The organism is Ruegeria sp. C8 (assembly GCF_056537565.1).
The window spans coordinates 14,180-31,537 of the sequence record NZ_JBQFRV010000003.1; the positions used below are offsets into that span (position 1 = coordinate 14,180).

At 59.2% G+C, this 17,358-nt stretch carries 15 protein-coding genes; 9 read left to right on the plus strand and 6 right to left on the minus strand.

Annotated elements, in window-relative coordinates; all coding sequences use genetic code 11:
- The first annotated feature begins 12 nt into the window (after window positions 1-12).
- The 9 genes from ACR0KL_RS05395 to ACR0KL_RS05435 are packed head-to-tail and all read left to right on the plus strand — an operon-like array spanning window position 13 to window position 9,948.
- Window positions 13-936, plus strand: a complete 924-nt coding sequence (locus tag ACR0KL_RS05395) for a carbohydrate ABC transporter permease (RefSeq protein ID WP_170555117.1) — start codon at window positions 13-15, stop codon at window positions 934-936.
- A 1-nt stretch (window position 937) separates the two neighbouring features.
- On the plus strand, window positions 938-1,786 hold the full coding sequence (locus ACR0KL_RS05400; RefSeq protein WP_170679976.1) for a carbohydrate ABC transporter permease: 849 nt from the start codon (window positions 938-940) through the stop codon (window positions 1,784-1,786).
- Between the two features lie 22 nt (window positions 1,787-1,808).
- Window positions 1,809-3,149 (plus strand): alpha-glucosidase/alpha-galactosidase, encoded by a 1,341-nt coding sequence (melA, locus tag ACR0KL_RS05405; protein WP_170679975.1) that lies wholly within the window; start codon window positions 1,809-1,811, stop codon window positions 3,147-3,149.
- Between the two features lie 55 nt (window positions 3,150-3,204).
- Window positions 3,205-4,914, plus strand: a complete 1,710-nt coding sequence (locus tag ACR0KL_RS05410; RefSeq protein ID WP_170679974.1) for an IlvD/Edd family dehydratase — start codon at window positions 3,205-3,207, stop codon at window positions 4,912-4,914.
- Window positions 4,914-5,678, plus strand: a complete 765-nt coding sequence (locus ACR0KL_RS05415) for an SDR family NAD(P)-dependent oxidoreductase (protein ID WP_480776705.1) — start codon at window positions 4,914-4,916, stop codon at window positions 5,676-5,678. Before ACR0KL_RS05410 ends, ACR0KL_RS05415 begins: the two co-directional genes overlap by 1 nt.
- Before the next feature lie 4 nt (window positions 5,679-5,682).
- Window positions 5,683-6,576: a 2-dehydro-3-deoxygalactonokinase gene (locus ACR0KL_RS05420; RefSeq protein ID WP_170679972.1), complete on the plus strand. Its 894-nt coding sequence runs from the start codon at window positions 5,683-5,685 to the stop codon at window positions 6,574-6,576.
- A complete protein-coding gene (locus ACR0KL_RS05425; RefSeq protein ID WP_170679971.1) occupies window positions 6,573-7,178 on the plus strand; it encodes a 2-dehydro-3-deoxy-6-phosphogalactonate aldolase in 606 nt (201 codons plus the stop codon). Before ACR0KL_RS05420 ends, ACR0KL_RS05425 begins: the two co-directional genes overlap by 4 nt.
- Window positions 7,175-8,035 (plus strand): SMP-30/gluconolactonase/LRE family protein, encoded by an 861-nt coding sequence (locus ACR0KL_RS05430; protein ID WP_170679969.1) that lies wholly within the window; start codon window positions 7,175-7,177, stop codon window positions 8,033-8,035. The genes ACR0KL_RS05425 and ACR0KL_RS05430 overlap by 4 nt, the downstream gene beginning before the upstream one ends.
- The gene (locus ACR0KL_RS05435) at window positions 8,032-9,948 is read left to right on the plus strand and encodes a beta-galactosidase (protein ID WP_480776706.1); all 1,917 of its coding nucleotides are present in this window, start codon (window positions 8,032-8,034) and stop codon (window positions 9,946-9,948) included. The genes ACR0KL_RS05430 and ACR0KL_RS05435 overlap by 4 nt, the downstream gene beginning before the upstream one ends.
- Window positions 9,949-9,959: 11 nt before the next feature.
- Here ACR0KL_RS05435 and ACR0KL_RS05440 read toward each other — a convergent pair whose 3' ends face one another.
- The 6 genes from ACR0KL_RS05440 to ACR0KL_RS05465 all read right to left on the minus strand — a co-directional run bounded on the left by ACR0KL_RS05440 (window position 9,960) and on the right by ACR0KL_RS05465 (window position 17,357).
- Complete coding sequence (locus ACR0KL_RS05440) at window positions 9,960-11,921, minus strand: beta-galactosidase (RefSeq protein ID WP_480776707.1); 1,962 nt, start codon at window positions 11,919-11,921, stop codon at window positions 9,960-9,962.
- Window positions 11,918-13,564 (minus strand): amino acid ABC transporter permease, encoded by a 1,647-nt coding sequence (locus ACR0KL_RS05445; RefSeq protein WP_170690534.1) that lies wholly within the window; start codon window positions 13,562-13,564, stop codon window positions 11,918-11,920. The genes ACR0KL_RS05440 and ACR0KL_RS05445 overlap by 4 nt, the downstream gene beginning before the upstream one ends.
- Window positions 13,565-13,629: 65 nt before the next feature.
- Window positions 13,630-14,379 (minus strand): basic amino acid ABC transporter substrate-binding protein, encoded by a 750-nt coding sequence (locus ACR0KL_RS05450; protein WP_419740815.1) that lies wholly within the window; start codon window positions 14,377-14,379, stop codon window positions 13,630-13,632.
- A 27-nt stretch (window positions 14,380-14,406) separates the two neighbouring features.
- Window positions 14,407-15,447: a LacI family transcriptional regulator gene (locus ACR0KL_RS05455; RefSeq protein ID WP_170679961.1), complete on the minus strand. Its 1,041-nt coding sequence runs from the start codon at window positions 15,445-15,447 to the stop codon at window positions 14,407-14,409.
- A complete protein-coding gene (locus ACR0KL_RS05460) occupies window positions 15,448-16,194 on the minus strand; it encodes a sugar phosphate isomerase/epimerase family protein (protein WP_170679959.1) in 747 nt (248 codons plus the stop codon). It lies immediately after the preceding gene.
- 80 nt (window positions 16,195-16,274) lie between these two features.
- Window positions 16,275-17,357, minus strand: coding sequence for a sn-glycerol-3-phosphate ABC transporter ATP-binding protein UgpC (locus ACR0KL_RS05465; protein WP_170679957.1), 1,083 nt, complete (start codon window positions 17,355-17,357; stop codon window positions 16,275-16,277).
- Between the last annotated feature and the right edge of the window lies 1 nt (window position 17,358).

Consider the following 17,358-nt stretch of genomic DNA (forward strand, 5'->3'; position numbering starts at 1 on the left):
CCGAGATAGCCCATGTCAGCCGTCGACACACCGGAACAGGAAAGCTGGTTCCATCGCAACCAACAACGCATCGCGCCTTGGCTCTTTCTTGCGCCGGGCCTGTTGTTCTTCATGGTCTATGTGATCATCCCGGTCTTTCAGTCCTTCAACCTGTCACTTTATGAATGGGATGGGCTGGGCGCTGCTGAATATGTTGGTTTCCGCAACTACGAGGACCTCTATTGGGAGTGGGTGGATCGCGATGCATTCTATATCTCGCTCAAGAACAACCTGATCTGGTTGATCCTGTATCTCGCAGCGATCCCCGCGGGCCTGTTCATCGCCCTGTTCCTGAATCAGACGGTCTGGGGCATTCGACTCTACAAGTCTCTATTTTTCTTTCCGTTCGTGATCTCTCAGGTCGTTGTCGGGCTGGTTTTCACATGGTTCTACGATCCGACATTCGGGCTACTGAACGAATTCCTCAGTTTCTTTGGTCTTGGCCCGCTGAATGTGCTGGGAGATGAAAAACTGGTCACTTACGGCATCATCGTCGCTGGCCTGTGGCCGCAGACGGCCTATTGCATGATCCTGTATCTCACCGGCCTAAACGCCGTGGACCCCGAACAGATCGAGGCTGGACGTCTGGACGGTGCAAAGGGAGGGCGGATGCTGTGGCACATCATCCTGCCGCAACTACGCCCCGCCACGTTTATCGCCTTTGTCGTGACAATCATTGGCGCTCTGCGGTCCTTCGACCTGATCTCGATCATGACGCAGGGCGGGCCGTTCGGGTCGTCGCGCGTGCTAGCCTATTACATGTTCGAGGTCGCCCTGTCCGAATACGGCTTCCGCATGGGATATGGCGCCGCCATCGCTGTGATCCTGTTCCTCATCATGCTGTGTTTCATCGCCTACTTCCTGTGGTCGATGTACCGCGAAGAAAGGGGGCACTGAGATGTTTCCCAAACCCATCGAAAAACAACCCCGCGCGGCACAGATCACCTATCAGGCCATGCTGCCCATTGCCCTGCTGCTGTGGCTCGGCCCCTTGCTTGCAGTTGCCTTGTTCTCAATCAAGCCAGAGGCGGATTTCACCAACGCAAACTACTGGGGCTTGCCGTCCCGATTTGAAGGCGCGGTCAACTATGGACAGGTCTTCTTCAACTCGGACATGCCGCGATATCTGCTGAACTCGTTCTTGATCACAATCCCAACGGTGATCGGAGCGGTTGCACTCAGCTGCATGACAGGGTTCGCGCTGGGGATCTACAAATTCAAGTCGAACTTGTGGATCTTCTTCATGTTCGTGGCGGGCAACTTTGTCCCGTTCCAGATCCTTATGGTTCCGGTCCGCGACCTGACTTTGGAGCTTGGCCTCTACAATACCAAAACCGGTCTGGTCCTGTTCCACATCGCGTTCCAGACCGGGTTCTGTACACTGTTCATGCGAAATTTCATCCGCGCGCTGCCTTTTGAGCTGATCGAAGCCGCCCGGGTCGAAGGCATCAGCGAGGTCCGTATCTTCTGGTACGTGGTCCTTCCCCTGATGAAACCCGCCATCGCGGCGCTGAGCGTGCTGATCTTCACCTTCATCTGGAACGACTATTTCTGGGCCGTGGTCCTGACACAAGGGGCCGAAAGCCAACCTGTGACCGCTGGGATCACCAGTTTCAACGCGCAGTACCGCGCGGCATATCAACTGATGAGCGCGGGCTCCCTCGTTGCCGCCTTGCCGCCGGTGGCCATGTTCTTCTTGATGCAGAAACACTTCATCGCGGGTTTGACCCTTGGAGCTGTTAAATAACGCCAAACGAGAGTTTTGCAAAATGACCAAAATCACCTTTATCGGCGCGGGTTCCACGATCTTCATGCGCAATATCGTGGGCGATGCGCTGCTGACCCCTGCGCTTGCCGACAGCCATTTCGCGCTTATGGATATCGACCCGCAGCGTCTGGCCGAAAGCGAAACCGTAGCGCGGGCCATGATCCGTTCGGTCGGCACCGGAGCAACGGTGACCACCCACACCGACCGCCGCGCGGCGTTGGAGGGGGCTGATTTCGTCATCACTGCCTTTCAGGTCGGCGGGTATGAACCCTGCACGGTGACGGATTTCGAGATCCCCAAGCAATACGGGTTGCGCCAGACCATCGCAGATACGCTCGGGATCGGAGGGATCATGCGCGGGCTACGCACCGTTCCAGTTCTGTGGGGCGTGGCACAGGATATGATGCAGCTCTGCCCCAACGCGACGCTGTTGCAATATGTGAATCCGATGGCGATCAACACCTGGGCTCTGGCCGAGCAATTCCCGGACCTGAAACATGTCGGCCTGTGCCATTCGGTCCAGAATACAGTCGAAGAACTTGCCCATGATCTGGACCTGCCCAAGGATGAGATCCGCTACAAGGTCGCAGGCGTGAACCATGTGGCTTTCTTCCTGCGGCTGGATCATCAGGGCCGCGACCTGTATCCCGCCTTGCGCCGGGGCTATGCCCATGGTTCTCTGCCGAAACCACCTCTGTTGATGCCACGCTGCCCCAATAAGGTGCGGTACGAGGTGATGGACCATTTGGGCTACTTCTGCACCGAGAGTTCGGAACATCTGGCAGAATATGTGCCGTGGTTCATCAAGGACGGGCGGCAAGACCTGATTGAGCAATTCTCGATCCCGCTGGATGAATACCCAACCCGCTGTGTCGAGCAGGTCGCGGATTGGAAAGAACAGGCTAAGACACTGACAGACGGGCGCGATGTCTCGGTTATTCGCAGCCACGAATTCGCGGCGGATCTGATGAACGCCGTCGTCACGGACACGCCCTATACGGCCTATGGAAACCTGCCCAACACGGGTCAGATTCCGCAATTGCCCTTGGGCGCTGCGGTGGAAACCCCCTGTTTGGTCGATTCAAACGGCGTTCAGCCCTCGGTCGTTACCGACATCCCGCCGCAACTGGTGGCGCTGATGCGCACCCAAATCAACGTGCAAGAGCTAACCGTCCGGGCGCTGACCGAGCAAAACGCCGAATACATTTACCATGCCGCCATGATGGATCCGCATACCGCGGCCGAACTGGACCTGCGCCAAATCCGCAGCCTTGTCACGGACCTTCTGACCGCGCATTCGGACTGGCTGCCCGACTGGTGCCGCCCACTTCGCGCCGCATGATCTTCAATTCATCACGAACCTCAATTCCAGCCCAAGCCAAAGATCCAAAGCCAGAATGACAAAGAAACGCCGCTCATCGCATTGGTACGGAAAACTCGACAAAGACGGGTTCATCCACCGTTCCTGGATGAAAAACCAAGGCTTCCCCGATCATGCCTTTGATGGGCGGCCCATCATTGGCATCTGCAACACCTGGTCGGAACTGACGCCCTGCAACTCGGGCCTGCGCGATCTGGCCGAAGGCGTGAAACGCGGTGTGTGGGAGGCTGGGGGCTTCCCGGTCGAATTCCCGGTCATGTCGCTGGGCGAGACCCAGATGAAGCCCACCGCCATGCTGTTCCGCAATCTGCTGGCCATGGATGTTGAGGAATCCATCCGCGCCTACGGCATTGACGGCGTTGTTCTGCTGGGCGGATGTGACAAGACCACGCCAGGGCAGCTGATGGGCGCGGCCTCGGTCGATCTGCCCTCAATCGTGGTCAGTTCCGGGCCGATGCTGAACGGCAAGTTCAAGGGCAAGGATATCGGATCGGGCACCGATGTCTGGAAGTTCTCGGAAGAGGTCCGTGCGGGCGAGATGACCCTGCAGGATTTCATGAACGCTGAATCCGGAATGTCGCGCAGCGCCGGGGTTTGCATGACGATGGGTACGGCCTCGACCATGGCCTCGCTGGTCGAAGCGATGGGCATGTCCCTGCCCACCAACGCCGCCCTGCCCGCCGTTGACGCACGGCGCATGGCGCTGGCACACCTGACCGGCAAACGGATTGTCGAGATGGTAGACGAAGACCTCAAACCCTCGGACATCCTGACTAAGGAAGCATTTGAGAATGCCATTCTGGCCAATGCCGCTGTGGGTGGCTCGACCAACGCCGTAGTCCACCTGCTAGCGCTGGCGGGTCGAGTTGGTGTCGATCTGACGCTAAAAGACTTTGAGATCGGATCTGAAATTCCCCTGCTGGTCAACTGCATGCCTTCTGGCAAATACTTGATGGAGGATTTCTGCTATGCCGGTGGCGTGCCCGCGGTGCTGAATGAACTCAAGTCTTTCTTGCGCCCTGCCAAAACGGTTCTGAACAAAGATATCTCGGCTCACTACGAGGGGGCAGAGTGCTACAATCGCGACGTGATCAGGCCCTTCGGTGACCCGGTGAAGCCCGCAGCCGGTCTGCGCGTTCTGCGCGGTAACCTTGCCCCGAACGGAGCCATCGTGAAACCCTCGGCAGCGACGGATGAGTTGCTGGAAACCGAAGCCGAAGCCTTTGTTTTCGAAAGCATCGAAGACCTGAAGGCCAATATCGACCGCGAAGACCTGCCTGTGACGGCCGAGACCATTCTGGTTCTCAAAGGGTGTGGACCCAAGGGCTATCCCGGCATGCCCGAGGTCGGCAACATGCCGGTCCCGGCGAAACTGGTGAAAGAAGGCGTGCGCGACATGATCCGCATTTCGGACGCGCGCATGTCCGGCACCGCCTTCGGTACTGTCATCCTGCACGTCAGCCCCGAGGCGCAGGCCGGTGGCACATTGGCATTGGTCAAGACCGGCGACCGCATCCGCGTCTCAGCCAGCAAGGGAGAGCTTGAGCTGCTGGTCGATGAGGCAGAACTCGACACTCGCCGCGCGGCTTGGCAGCCGGAGGCGCCGCATTACACGCGCGGTTACGCCCGACTTTACATCGACCACGTGCTGCAAGCCGATCAGGGCGCTGACCTTGATTTCCTTGTCGGCAAAGACACACGCCTCGTTACAAGAGAGAGCCACTAATGGACCAACCTGCTGTATTCCAAGACCTCAAAGGGGCCTCAGTCTATATCACCGGTGGTGGCTCGGGCGTTGGCGCTTCGCTGACCGACGGGTTCATGGCGCAAGGGGCCAACGTGGCCTTTATCGGCCGCTCGGACGCAAGCGCCTTCGTGGAAGAAATGCGTGCCAAACACGGCCGCGCGCCCCTGTTCATGCAGGGCGATATGACCGATACGGAACTGTTGCACGCCACCATGCAAAAGGCCGCCGAGGCCCATGGACCAATCAAAGTGCTGGTCAATAACGCCGCCAACGATCAGCGCCACTCTCTGGAAGAGACAACCTCTGAATTCTGGGACTGGATGATCGAGGTTAACCTGAAGGCCTACTACTTCGCCTGTCAGGAAGCGGCGCGGCAGATGGAGAATGGCGGCTCGATCATCAATTTCAGTTCGATCAGCTACATGATGGGCAACGCGGGCTATCCGATTTACACGACCTCGAACGCAGGGATTACCGGGATGACCCGCTCGCTGGCGCGCGAGCTTGGTCCGAAAGGCATCCGCGTCAACGCGCTGGCTCCCGGTTGGGTTCTGACGCAAAAGCAGATGGACATGTGGGCCACGCCCGAAGACCTCGCCGCACATTTGGATCGCCAATGCCTTAAAGAACATCTAAAGCCCGACGACATGATCGGACCCACCTTGTTTCTGGCCTCAGACGCCAGCCGCGCCATGACCGGACAATGCATGATTGCCGATGGTGGCGTCGTGGTAACGGGGTAGAACGATGAAACCAGAATGGATCGCAGCGGACTGGGGCACTTCGCACTTGCGCGTCTGGGCGATGGAGGGTGCGTCTCCTATTGACCAAGCCCAGTCGGACATGGGCATGGCGCGCGTCTCCAAGGGCCGATTTGAGGACGCCCTGTTGGCACTGATCGAAGGCTGGTTGGGCAGTGCCCCTGTCGATGTCGTCGCCTGCGGGATGGTCGGTGCTCGTCAGGGATGGGTCGAAGCACCCTATGCCGCCGTTCCAACCGCGCCTGTGAAGGGCGTTCCGATCCGCGTGCCTGCCACCGATCCTCGGATCCGCGCCTTTGTCGTGCCCGGTTTGAAACAGGTGTCCCCGCCTGACGTGATGCGCGGCGAAGAAACGCAGATCGCAGGATTTCTGGATACACATCCCAATTGGGACGGCGTGATCTGCTTGCCCGGCACCCACACGAAATGGGTGCAGGTCAGCGCGAATGAGGTCGTCAGCTTCCGCACCTTCATGACCGGAGAGCTGTTCGACCTCCTACGTGGTCAATCGGTCCTTCGGCACTCGGTAAGTGAAGGCTGGGACGAGACCGCGTTTACTGAGGCCGTTGAGGATACTCTGTCCAAACCCGAACAGCTCGCCGCCCGTCTGTTCAGCCTGCGTGCCGCAGATTTGCTGCACGGACAGGATGGCAGCACGGCCCGTGCGCGATTGTCCGGGTTGTTGATTGGGGCGGAACTTGCGGCCTCACGCCCCTATTGGCTGGGTCAGCAGATCGCGATCATCGGGGCCGAGGGTCTATCGGCCGCATACGCGAAAGCTCTGCAACCGCAAGGCGCCTTTGTCGAGATGGCCGACGCCACCACATCCACTCTGGCCGGGCTGAACAAGGCCCGCAATATGACAAGAGAAACCGTATGAGCCGCCCTATTATTGCCATTCTGCGAGGGTTAACCCCCTCGTACGCCGAGAAAGTCGGTCGACTTCTGATCGAAACCGGGATCAACCGGATCGAGGTGCCGCTGAACTCTCCGGATCCTCTTGAGAGCATCGGGATTCTGGTCGAGGCGTTCGGCGATCGCGCCCTGATCGGCGCGGGCACGGTGCTGACCCCTGAACAGGTTGAGGCCGTGCGGGATGTGGGCGGCAAGCTGATTGTCTCGCCCAATGCCGATCCTGATGTGATCCGGCGCAGCCGTGAACTGGGGCTGCAATCCTGGCCGGGCATCTTCACCCCGACCGAGGCCTTTTCGGCCCTCAAAGCGGGTGCAACCGGTTTGAAGCTGTTCCCCGGCTCCTTGGCAGGCCCCGCAGGTCTGTCAGCGTTGCGGGCGGTCTTGCCTGCGGGCACGCAGGTCTTCGCGGTTGGCGGCGCGGGTACAGACAACTTCGACGAATGGATCGCAGCCAGCGCGGACGGGTTCGGCATCGGCTCGGCCCTGTTCAAGCCGGACATGGAGATCGCAGAAATCTCGGAACGCGCCATCCGGATCGTAGCCGCCTATGACGAGGCCGTTGCATGAGCGTCACTTTCGACGACCGCCCTTGTATGCTGGGCGAAGGTCCCCTCTGGCATCCCGAGCGGAAGCAGTTGTTGTGGTTCGATATCCTCGGCAAACGCCTACTGACCCGTGAGGGCGAGGCGCAGAAAAGCTGGGACTTCGACGAATATGTCTCGGCCGCAGGCTGGGTGGACCGTGATACTCTGCTGATGGCCTCAGAAACCGGGTTGTGGCGATTTTCGCTGGCCACGGGCGAGAAATCATTGATTGCCCCGCTAGAGGCTGAAAATCCCGTCACCCGCTCGAATGACGGTCGCGCCGATCCGTGGGGCGGGTTTTGGATCGGGACGATGGGCAAAAGCGCGGAACCTGGCGCCGGTTCAATCTACCGGTTCTACAAGGGCGAATTGCGCCGTTTGGTGCCGGGTATCTCCATCTCAAACGCGATCTGTTTCGCTCCGGACCGATCCTGCGCCTATTACGCAGACACAGCGACACGACAGGTCATGCGGTGGGATCTGAACTCCGAAACTGGCTGGCCCGAAGGAGAGCCTTCGGTCTTTCTGGATCTGAACGAAGACGGTTTGAACCCGGATGGCGCGGTGGTTGATACCGCCGGGAACGTCTGGATCGCTCAATGGGGGGCGAGCCGGGTCGCGGCCTATGATCCGACGGGCAAGTTCCTGCGCGCGGTCACCATTGACGCCGCCCATACATCCTGCCCCGCCTTTGGCGGAGACGACCTGACGACACTGTTCTGCACAACCGCCCGCCAAGGGCTGAGCGCGGAAACGCTTGAAACCCAACCCACGAACGGAATGACCTTTGCCGAACTGAACGCTGGCCAGGGCCAACCGGAACACAGAGTCCTTCTATGACCCCCGAACTCGGCGTTTGCTACTACCCCGAACACTGGCCCGAGGCTGTTTGGGCCGAAGATGCCGCGCGCATGGTCGAAACGGGCCTGAGCTGGGTGCGCATCGGCGAATTCGCCTGGAGCCGTTTGGAACCCTCCCCCGGCGATCTGCAATTCGACTGGCTGGATCGCGCGGTCGAGGTCCTGGGATCGGCCGGTTTGAAGGTGGTTATGGGGACACCCACAGCGACGCCTCCACGCTGGATGCTGGACAAACACCCCGATATGCTGGCCGTCGACGCCCAAGGTCAACCGCGCAAATTCGGGTCACGTCGGCACTATTGCTTCAGCCATGCGGGCTATGTCGACGAGTGCGTCCGCATCGCCCGGATCTTTGGCGAACGCTATGGCCGCAATTCACACGTCGCCGCCTGGCAAATCGACAATGAATACGGTTGCCACGACACCACGATCAGCTACAGCGCCCCGGCGCTAAAGGCGTTTCGTCTTTGGTTGGCGGATCAATATGGCAGTATCGGCGCCCTGAACGAGGCTTGGGGCAATGTATTCTGGTCGATGGAATACGACCACTTTGACCAGATCGACCTGCCAAACCTGACCGTGACCGAGCCGAACCCGGCCCATGTTCTGGCCTTCCGACGCTTTAGTTCAGACCAGGTGGCGGCGTTCAACAAGGCTCAAGCCGAAGTGTTGCGCCCGCTGACCGATGCGCCGCTGTCGCATAACTACATGGGACGTGTGCTTGAGTTCGACCATTTCGATGTTGGTGCGGACCTCGATATCGCCACCTGGGATAGCTATCCCATCGGGTTTCTGTCGGACCGGTTAGAGGATGATGCCGAACACAAGGCCAGATTCCTGCAACAGGGCGATCCGGATATGCAGGGCTTTCACCACGACCTCTATCGCGCGGTTGGCCGAGGTCGTTGGTGGGTGATGGAGCAACAGCCGGGCCCCGTGAACTGGGCCCCGTTCAACCCCGCCCCCCTGCCCGGCATGGTCCGGCTTTGGTCGCTTGAGGCCGTGGCCCACGGGGCCGAGGTGGTCAGCTATTTCCGCTGGCGCCAAGCACCATTTGCGCAAGAGCAGATGCACGCCGGATTGCTGACACCGGACAGCCGCGCGGCCCCCGGTCTGGCCGAGGCACGCCAGACGGCGGATGAATTGAAGGCCATCGGACCGGTGCACCAGAAACAGGCGCAGGTTGCGATCCTGTTCGACTATGCTTCGGACTGGGCGTGGACCACGCAGCCGCAGGGCGCAGGTTTTGACTATTTCCGGCTGGTATTCTCGGCCTATCGCGCGTTGCGTCGCGCCGGGCTATCGGTTGACATCGTTTCACCTCAGGACCTACCGAAAGGTTACGCGGTGATCCTTGCGCCAGGTCTGGCCACAATCGACGCCGAGTTGGAAACGCGTTTGGCAAAGGCCTGCGATCTTGCCATCCTTGGCCCACGCAGCGGCGCGATCACCCGTGATTTCCAGATCCCTCTGTCGGGCCGCCCCGGCCTTGATGGCATCGATTGCCATGTCGATCTGGTTGAAACCCTGCCGCCCAATGTCAAACGCCCGGTCGTGGGGGGCGGAGCGGCGCAGCACTGGATCGATCGTCTGTCCGGAGACGGCGCGGACCTCTTGCAATTTGAAGATGGGACTCCAGCCGTGAAAACAGGGGATGGCGTTTGGTATCTGGCGGGTTTCCCGAATGAGGCGCTCTGGGATCGTCTCATCGGGCTGGCGGCGGAGCACACCGGGCTGAATTTGCAGCCGTTGCCCGAGGGCCTGAGGCTTCGGGAAACGGCCGAGCATACGTTCCTGATCAACTACAATGCCGATCCGGTTGAGTGGAACGGGCACACCATTGCGGGCTGCGACGTTGTAGTCCTCGAAAACAGCGCGTCCTCGGAGGGTTGAACCGGGCGCCGCTATTCCGTCCAAATCGCAAGGCTGTGGGCGGCTACCGGGTCTTCTCCGACCAGGAGCTTGCGCTTTGAGTTCACGGGCAGCGGTTGGTCTTGATCACCGAAATTGAAGGCAAAGCGCAGGTCCCCGCGTTGGGTGAGCCGCAAATCGTGATGCGTTTCGGAGACCTCCAGCCCAGCCCAATCCAACACGTCGCGCAAAATGTCCCGCAACAACGTGCCGCTCGGGACCATCGCAAGATAGGTCGCCCGGTCCGAGCGCATGACCGCCGGACTGCCATTCTGATATCGGCTGGCGAAATGGCCGATAACTTCTGCGCTCGTCTCGACAATTTCGCGCCAACCTGTGAAGGGCAGCGGGTTTTGCTCGCCCAACTGCACGGCTTCGTCCGCAAGGTCGGGCAAGGACTCGACTCGCAAAACGCAAACACCTGTCAAATCACTCAACACCCCCGGCGCGAGGCTATCCGGGCTGTGCATGTCTGGCGTCTTGCTGCCCGAGCGCGCCCCAATCAACAGTTTCGCTGAGGTAGTCTTTAGTCTTGAGGCCAACCCGTCGCTGACAATCATGCTCTGCGGCAAAACGATCAAGGCATAGCCATCGAGGTCGTCCTCCGGCCCGACAAAATCCAGATCGACGCCGAAACCGCGCAAGGCCGCGTACCAGTCTCGCAGGATGTTCGCATTGGGAAACTCATTGTCATGCGGCAGTATATCCGCCGCCCAGACCGACGTATAGTCGATCAGCATTGCGACTTGGGCCTTCTGCCTTTTGGCCGGCGGCAAAGCCGCGCGATCCTTCACCACCAGCGCCAGCTCAACCGCTGCCTGATCCAGACTACCATCCGACCGTAAAAGCGCGGTGTGGAACTGCTCCTGAGCGAACTTGGCTTGCCGCCAGCGAAAGAGCATCACCGCCTGCGCACCATGAGCATAGGCTGCCCAGGTCCACAGCCGGACCGCTCCATCTGCGGGCGAAGGGTTCTTTTCCGCCCAGTCGACGGGACCGGGTTGCTGCTCTAACACCCACATGCGCCCGCGTCCCTGCGAACGATAGAGATCGCAGTGAAACCCCTGATAGTCAGGTGCCCCGGTTCGCAAGTAGCGATGCTTGTCCTGATCAGACAGGGATGATCCCAGCAGATTGCCCAGCGGGTAGCTGTCGAAACCGACGATATCCAAATCGGCGGCCACCGCGTGGTGATCATACTCGAAACTGCCCGCCATGAAGTTATGCGTGATATCGCGGCCCGGCGAATGCGCCCGAAGAATATCCACCTGAGCCTTGTTGAACAGTCGGACCCGGTCCGAGGAATAACGCGCAAAATCCAAAGATTGCGTCGGGTTCGCGGCCGCGACCAAGCCGTTTGGTAGCTCGATCTGGTCAAAACTTGAATACTGCGTGCCCCAGAAGACCGTACCCCATCTCTGGTTCAATTCTTCAATCGTGCCATAGCGCTCTTGCAGCCAGCGGCGAAACCCATTGCGAGCCGCGTCGGAGTAGCTGAGGACGGTGTCGTGGTCATTGTATTCATTGTCGATCTGCCACGCGTGGACATGCGGGTTTTGACCATAGCGCCCGGCATATTCGGTTGCGATCCGTTTGGACTCTTCAAGGAAGACATCGCTGGAGAAGCAATAGTGCCGGCGCGATCCAAAGCCGCGCACGCGACCGTCAGGGCCCACGGGCAAAATCTCCGGGTACTCGTCGATCAGCCATTTGGGTGGCGAAGCCGTGGGCGTAGACATCATGACCCGCAGGCCAGCCTCACCCAAAATCCCGATGACCTCATCCAGCCAACCCCACTCGAACTGACCGCGCCGGGGCTCGATCAGGCCCCAGGTGAACTCGGCAATCCGCACCCAATCGAGGCCCATATCGACCATATGCGCAGCATCGTCTCGCCACTGGGACGGGTCCCATTGTTCGGGGTAGTAGCAAACCCCTAGCTCAAGTTTGCTCATCTGGTGTCCTTCGCGGTTCGCCGCTCGATCCATTTCAGGAAGCTGGCGCAACCCAGAGTAATCACGACATAGAGGATCGCCGCCGTGTTGAAGGGTGCAAAGGGCAGGAAGCTAGAGGCCTGGAACTCGCGCATTCGCTGGGTCATGTCGCGCACAGACAGGATCGACAGCAGCGAGGTGTCCTTGATCATCGCGATGAATTCATTGCCCAACGGCGGTGTCACGATCCGCAAGGCCTGCGGCAGCACGATCAGCCGCGCAGTTTGCCAGCGCGACAGGCCCAGCGAGCTGCCAGCCTCAAGCTGGCCTTTGGGTATGGCTTCGATGCCAGATCGGAAGATCTCGGCCATGTAGGCGGAATACCCAACCGAAATGGCGATGATCCCGCGGGTCATGTTGGTCATGTCGATACCACCGCCGGTGGCATCCTTGACCGCGCCTGCCAGAGGAAGGCCAATATAGAGGATGATCACCAGCATCGGAATTCCGCGGATCGTGTCCACGAAAAACTCGGCCCCGACCGCAAGTGGGTGCAGTTTGTGCTGAGCCCCACCCACCGTCAGTGTAAGCAAAAGGAAACCGAAAACGGCAAAGGCCAGACCCGGGTTTCGGAACTTGTCCGGCAGAAAGCTGGTTTGCCAGATCACCGGATAGCCCTGCGTATGGGCCTCAACCGGAACAAACGCGCCCGAGACGCTGTCGACGGTCTCAATCTGTTCCAATGCGGATGCAGCGTCCGGGGCGCTCCGGATTCGGACTTGCTGATCGCCGCCGCCTTCGAATTCGCCGAAGCGGATCACATCGGCCTGCGCCTGAGGGGTACCGCGCACAATGGCAATACGGCCCTCGGTATTGCCGACAAGGACATAGCTGACTTTGGGCTGCATGAAGAAAAAGGTGGATACTGCAAGCAACGCCAGACTGATCGCGCCATAGACCATCGTTGTCCGGGCCTTTGGCTTGAATGACTGAAGCCCGACCCAGATCAGGCCAAGGATCGCTGCGAAGATATAGGCAAAGATCGCCGCGCGGAACGTGATGGCGACGCCTGTTGCGAATTGCCAATGGGCCATAAACATCAGGTAGAACAGCGCGGCGCCCGTCAGAATTTCGAACCCAAGCTGCACGCGTCCGCGCAAAGGTTTCGCCAAACGGATAGAGATCAGGCATAGCGCGACGATCACGGCATAGACCGCTAGAAGGATCTGCAGGCCGCTTTGAACTTGTGCCACTACTTCGGGAAACAGAACCCAGGTTTGGTTGGAGCGGTCAATCAGGGTCGAGGTATTCTCGCTGAGCGCATGAAAGAAGACGGACTCGGCAAAGGGCATCAGGACATCCGGGGCAACAAAAGCCAGAATGGACAGGCCAACCGCCGCCGGAAACGCCACCAAAGCGGAAATCCGAAGCCATGCGGGCGCTTGCGCTTCGAACCGGGTGTGGCGGGCGCAAAGATAACCGAGGATCGCCGTCGCAAGGACCAACAGGAACCCCACGAATATCGGCCCCGCATTGTTGCCGATCCCCAGAATGGCGACCAGAGATCGCAGGTATTTGGATGAGGTGGCAAACAGATAGATGATAAACGGCGCGGCTGCGAGCAACACGAGGTTGCTCGGGCGGATCGAGCTGAGGCGCGACATGGGGTTCTCCGCTAAGTCAAAGCCCCGGCGGCAGAACCCGCCGGGGCTGGAAGGGGTTCAAAGGATCAGTTGGTGCCCCAGTATTTGGCTTTCAGCTCATCCAAAGTGCCGTCTTGCTGAATTGCGGCTAGACCTTCGTTGATCGCATCGACGGTCGGATCGCCTTCCTGAAACACGATGCCCAGCGGATCGGATTGCAGACCCGTTATGCCCACGGTCAGTTCACCCGCGAACTCCTGCTCATACGCGGTGGCCGAAGTTCCGTCGATGATCACGCCTTCGACGTCGGCGTTCTGCAACGCCAGAATAGCAGCCGAGAAGTTGTCATAGAGGCTGACATTCTCGCGCCCTACCAGCTCTTCCGCCAATTGCGCATTGGTTGTTCCGGTTTGAGCGGCCAGTTTCAGACCTCCGGCTTTGAAGTCATCCAAGGTCGTGTCACCCTTGTCGACTTGCAACAGGATGGCCTGGCTGACCACGATATAAGGCTCTGAGAAATCCATGGTCTCTTCCCGTTCCGGCGTGATCGACACGCCCGAGATGACCAGATCGAACTCACCTTGCTGAAGGGCTGCGAAGATGCCGTCCCACGCGGTGTTGACGAAATTCGGCACGCAGTTCACGCGTTCGCAAATGGCGTTCATCACGTCGACGTCAAAGCCCACGATCTCGCCCGTTGTCTCATCGACGGTCTCCATCGGCGGATAGGTTGCATCTGTTCCGATCTTCAGAACGCGGCCTTCCAAATCGGCGGCAAAAGCGGCCGGGACCGTCATCGTGGCAACGGCTGCCGCGGCAAGTAGATGTTTGAACATGTTTGGTTTCTCCTTTGTTGGGTCAGGTCAAATCGCCGGGTTCGGCGGAGGTGTGTCAGGTTGCCGCTCGATTAACGTGGCCCTGATCTTCTTTTGAATTTCAGACGGATCGACCCCGTCCAATGATTTTAACATGAACGCGCCCAGCAACCGGCTGGTCTCGTCAATCGGCACGTAGTAGGCGCTGGGCGCGGGCACGAAATACTTGCTGAGTTGGAGGTCATCGGTCGAAATGACCACAACATCGCGCCCGACCCTGATGCCATCTTCGGCGGCGGCGGACAAAACGCCCAATGTCATCGCCTCATTGGCGCAAATGATACCGGTCGGGCGGTCTTTGCGCTGCATCAGGCTGCGAAAAGCCTCTTGGCCGCTTTGCGCCGTTGTGGGGCCGTTGTAGATCAGATCGGGTTGAACGGGCACGCCCGCCGTCTGTAGCGCGGCGGCATAACCAGTCTGACGCTGTCCGGTGTAAACCAAATCGGCGGGTGGGTTGATAAGCGCAATCCGCCGATGACCTAAACGCAACAACCGCTCTGTGGCGTCGTGCGCCGCGCTTTCGCTGTCGAAATCGACATAGGGATGAGGTTCAGAACTGTCGCTCATGCCATAGGTCACAAAGGGGAAGTTCTGGTTTTGTAGATAGGCGATACGCGGGTCGTTATGTCGAGTGCCCGAAAAGATCACCCCATCCGCCGAGCGTTCCTGTACGATCGCGCGCAGGGCGGCCATCGCTTCGTCCAAATCGGCCACGCTGCACACGCTCAGCTCATAACGTGACCCCTGCAAGGCGGTTGAGATGCCAGCCACAATTCGGGTGAACTCGACACCCTCCCACTCCTCGGTTGCGTCGGTGGAGACGCCCACCAGTACCGCGATCCGGTAGGACTTGTTCGTGCGCAATTTCAGCCCGGCAAGGTTTACTTTGTAACCCTGCTCCACGGCCACTTTCTGTATCTCTTCACGGGTTTCGCGTTTGACCGAGTCCTCTCCGCGCAAGGCATTGGAAACGGTCCCGACGGAGTAGCCTGTCTGCTTGGCGATAGACTTGATCGTTGCGCGGGCCATTTAGTTGCGACCTTTCAAAAGGTCGGTCAGAAAGCGCCTGCCTATTGTCAGCGTCGTCGCCGGACTCGGCGACTCGTCATGCTCAACGAACAGATCCGAACACGCGGTACGATGCAGCGCGTCAAGAACTGCGTTCCAGTCAATATCGCCCTGCCCCAGATCCCGCCACCGGGCGTCGCCCTCTTGGCTGGGGTCCACGTCCTTGGCATGGACCGAGACCACACGGTCGGCATAGCGCCCAATTATCTCGGCAGGGTCCAAGTTCGCCGCCCCCAGCCAACCGATATCGGGCTGCCAAAAGACGTTCCCTGTTTCCAGGAACATCTCCAACGGCGTCTGCGAGGGATAACCGACCAGATCGAAATCGTGGTTGTGATAGGCCAGCCGAACGCCCGAGCCGGACAATTGCGCAGCCCATTGTGTTAACTGGCCCGACACAGCCTTCCATCCCTCGGCAGTGTCGGGCCGCGCCTCTGGTGCCAGCCAAGGCATGACGGCAACCGGGCATTCCAATCGTTCCAAAAGGTTCTGAATTTCGGGTAAACGCCCCTCGAATTCTTCCCAGTCGAAATGCGCCGAACGGACCCGCAAACCAGATTGCGCAACGATCCGGGCCATCTGAGGCGCCGTCAGGTCGTGCAACCCCGTCGTTTCGACATCTGCATAGCCACATGCCGCTGCCAATTGCAATTGATCGCTTAGATCATCACAATTCCGAACTGTGTATAGCTGTGCAGAAACCCGCATTTACCACCATTGAAACGTTTCAATAATGGTTGAACAGGGTTGAACGAGTTGTCAAGCGGCTTGAAGCAGCGCGCGCTGAATCACTTGCGCATGGACAGACCGTTATGGAAAAGATGCACTTTTTCCGGCCGTGCTGTCACCGAAACCTGCTGCCCGCGAAGGTTCCGTTGAATACCGGGCAGTTTGGCGATGACCTGATCCGCGCCATTGGATTTGGCAAAATAGAGCAGAGTCACCTCACCCAACGCTTCAGTGAAATCAACCTCGCCGCTCAAGATCGGGTCGCTATTCGTCAAAGTGAAGTCTTCGGGTCGGACGCCGATATTTACCTGCTTGCCTTCATCTTCCGTCCCGGTTGGAATCGCAGAAATCGCTGAGCCGCCGCCATCCAGGGCTATCGTTGTCATCTGCCCAGTGCCGGTGATTGTTCCGGGCAGCAGGTTCATTGAAGGCGAGCCGATGAACTGGGCCACGAACTCATTGTCCGGGGTTTCATATAGCTCAAGCGGGGTGCCGACCTGGGCGATGCCTTTGTTGGCCAGAACCACGATACGGCTGGCCAAAGTCATCGCCTCGACCTGATCATGGGTCACATAGATCATGGTGCTGTCGGGCATCGCCTCTTTGAGGCGTGCAATCTCAATCCGCGTGGCGACGCGAAGTGCTGCATCGAGGTTCGAGAGCGGTTCATCAAACAGATAAACCTTAGGATCCCTCACAATCGCCCGCCCGATTGCGACGCGCTGGCGTTGGCCACCGGAAAGGGCCTTGGGTAGACGATCAAGATATGGGTCCAGTTGCAGAATTTGCGCCGCGCGCTCAACAGCAGCGTCGATCTCGGAGGCGGGCCGCTTGGCGATCTTAAGCGCAAAAGACATATTCTCGCGCACGGTCAAATGTGGATAGAGGGCATAGGACTGGAACACCATCGCGATGCCGCGCTGCGCGGGCGGCACGTCATTCATGACCTGACCTTCGATCTCCAGCGTGCCACCGGTGATCTTCTCCAGCCCAGCAATCATCCGGAGCAGAGTGGATTTTCCGCATCCGGACGGGCCGACAAAGACGATCAACTCGCCTTGTTCGATATCCAGATCAATGTGTTTCAGGACATCAACCGGTCCATAGGATTTCGCCACATCTGTGAGTTTGAGTTCTGACATG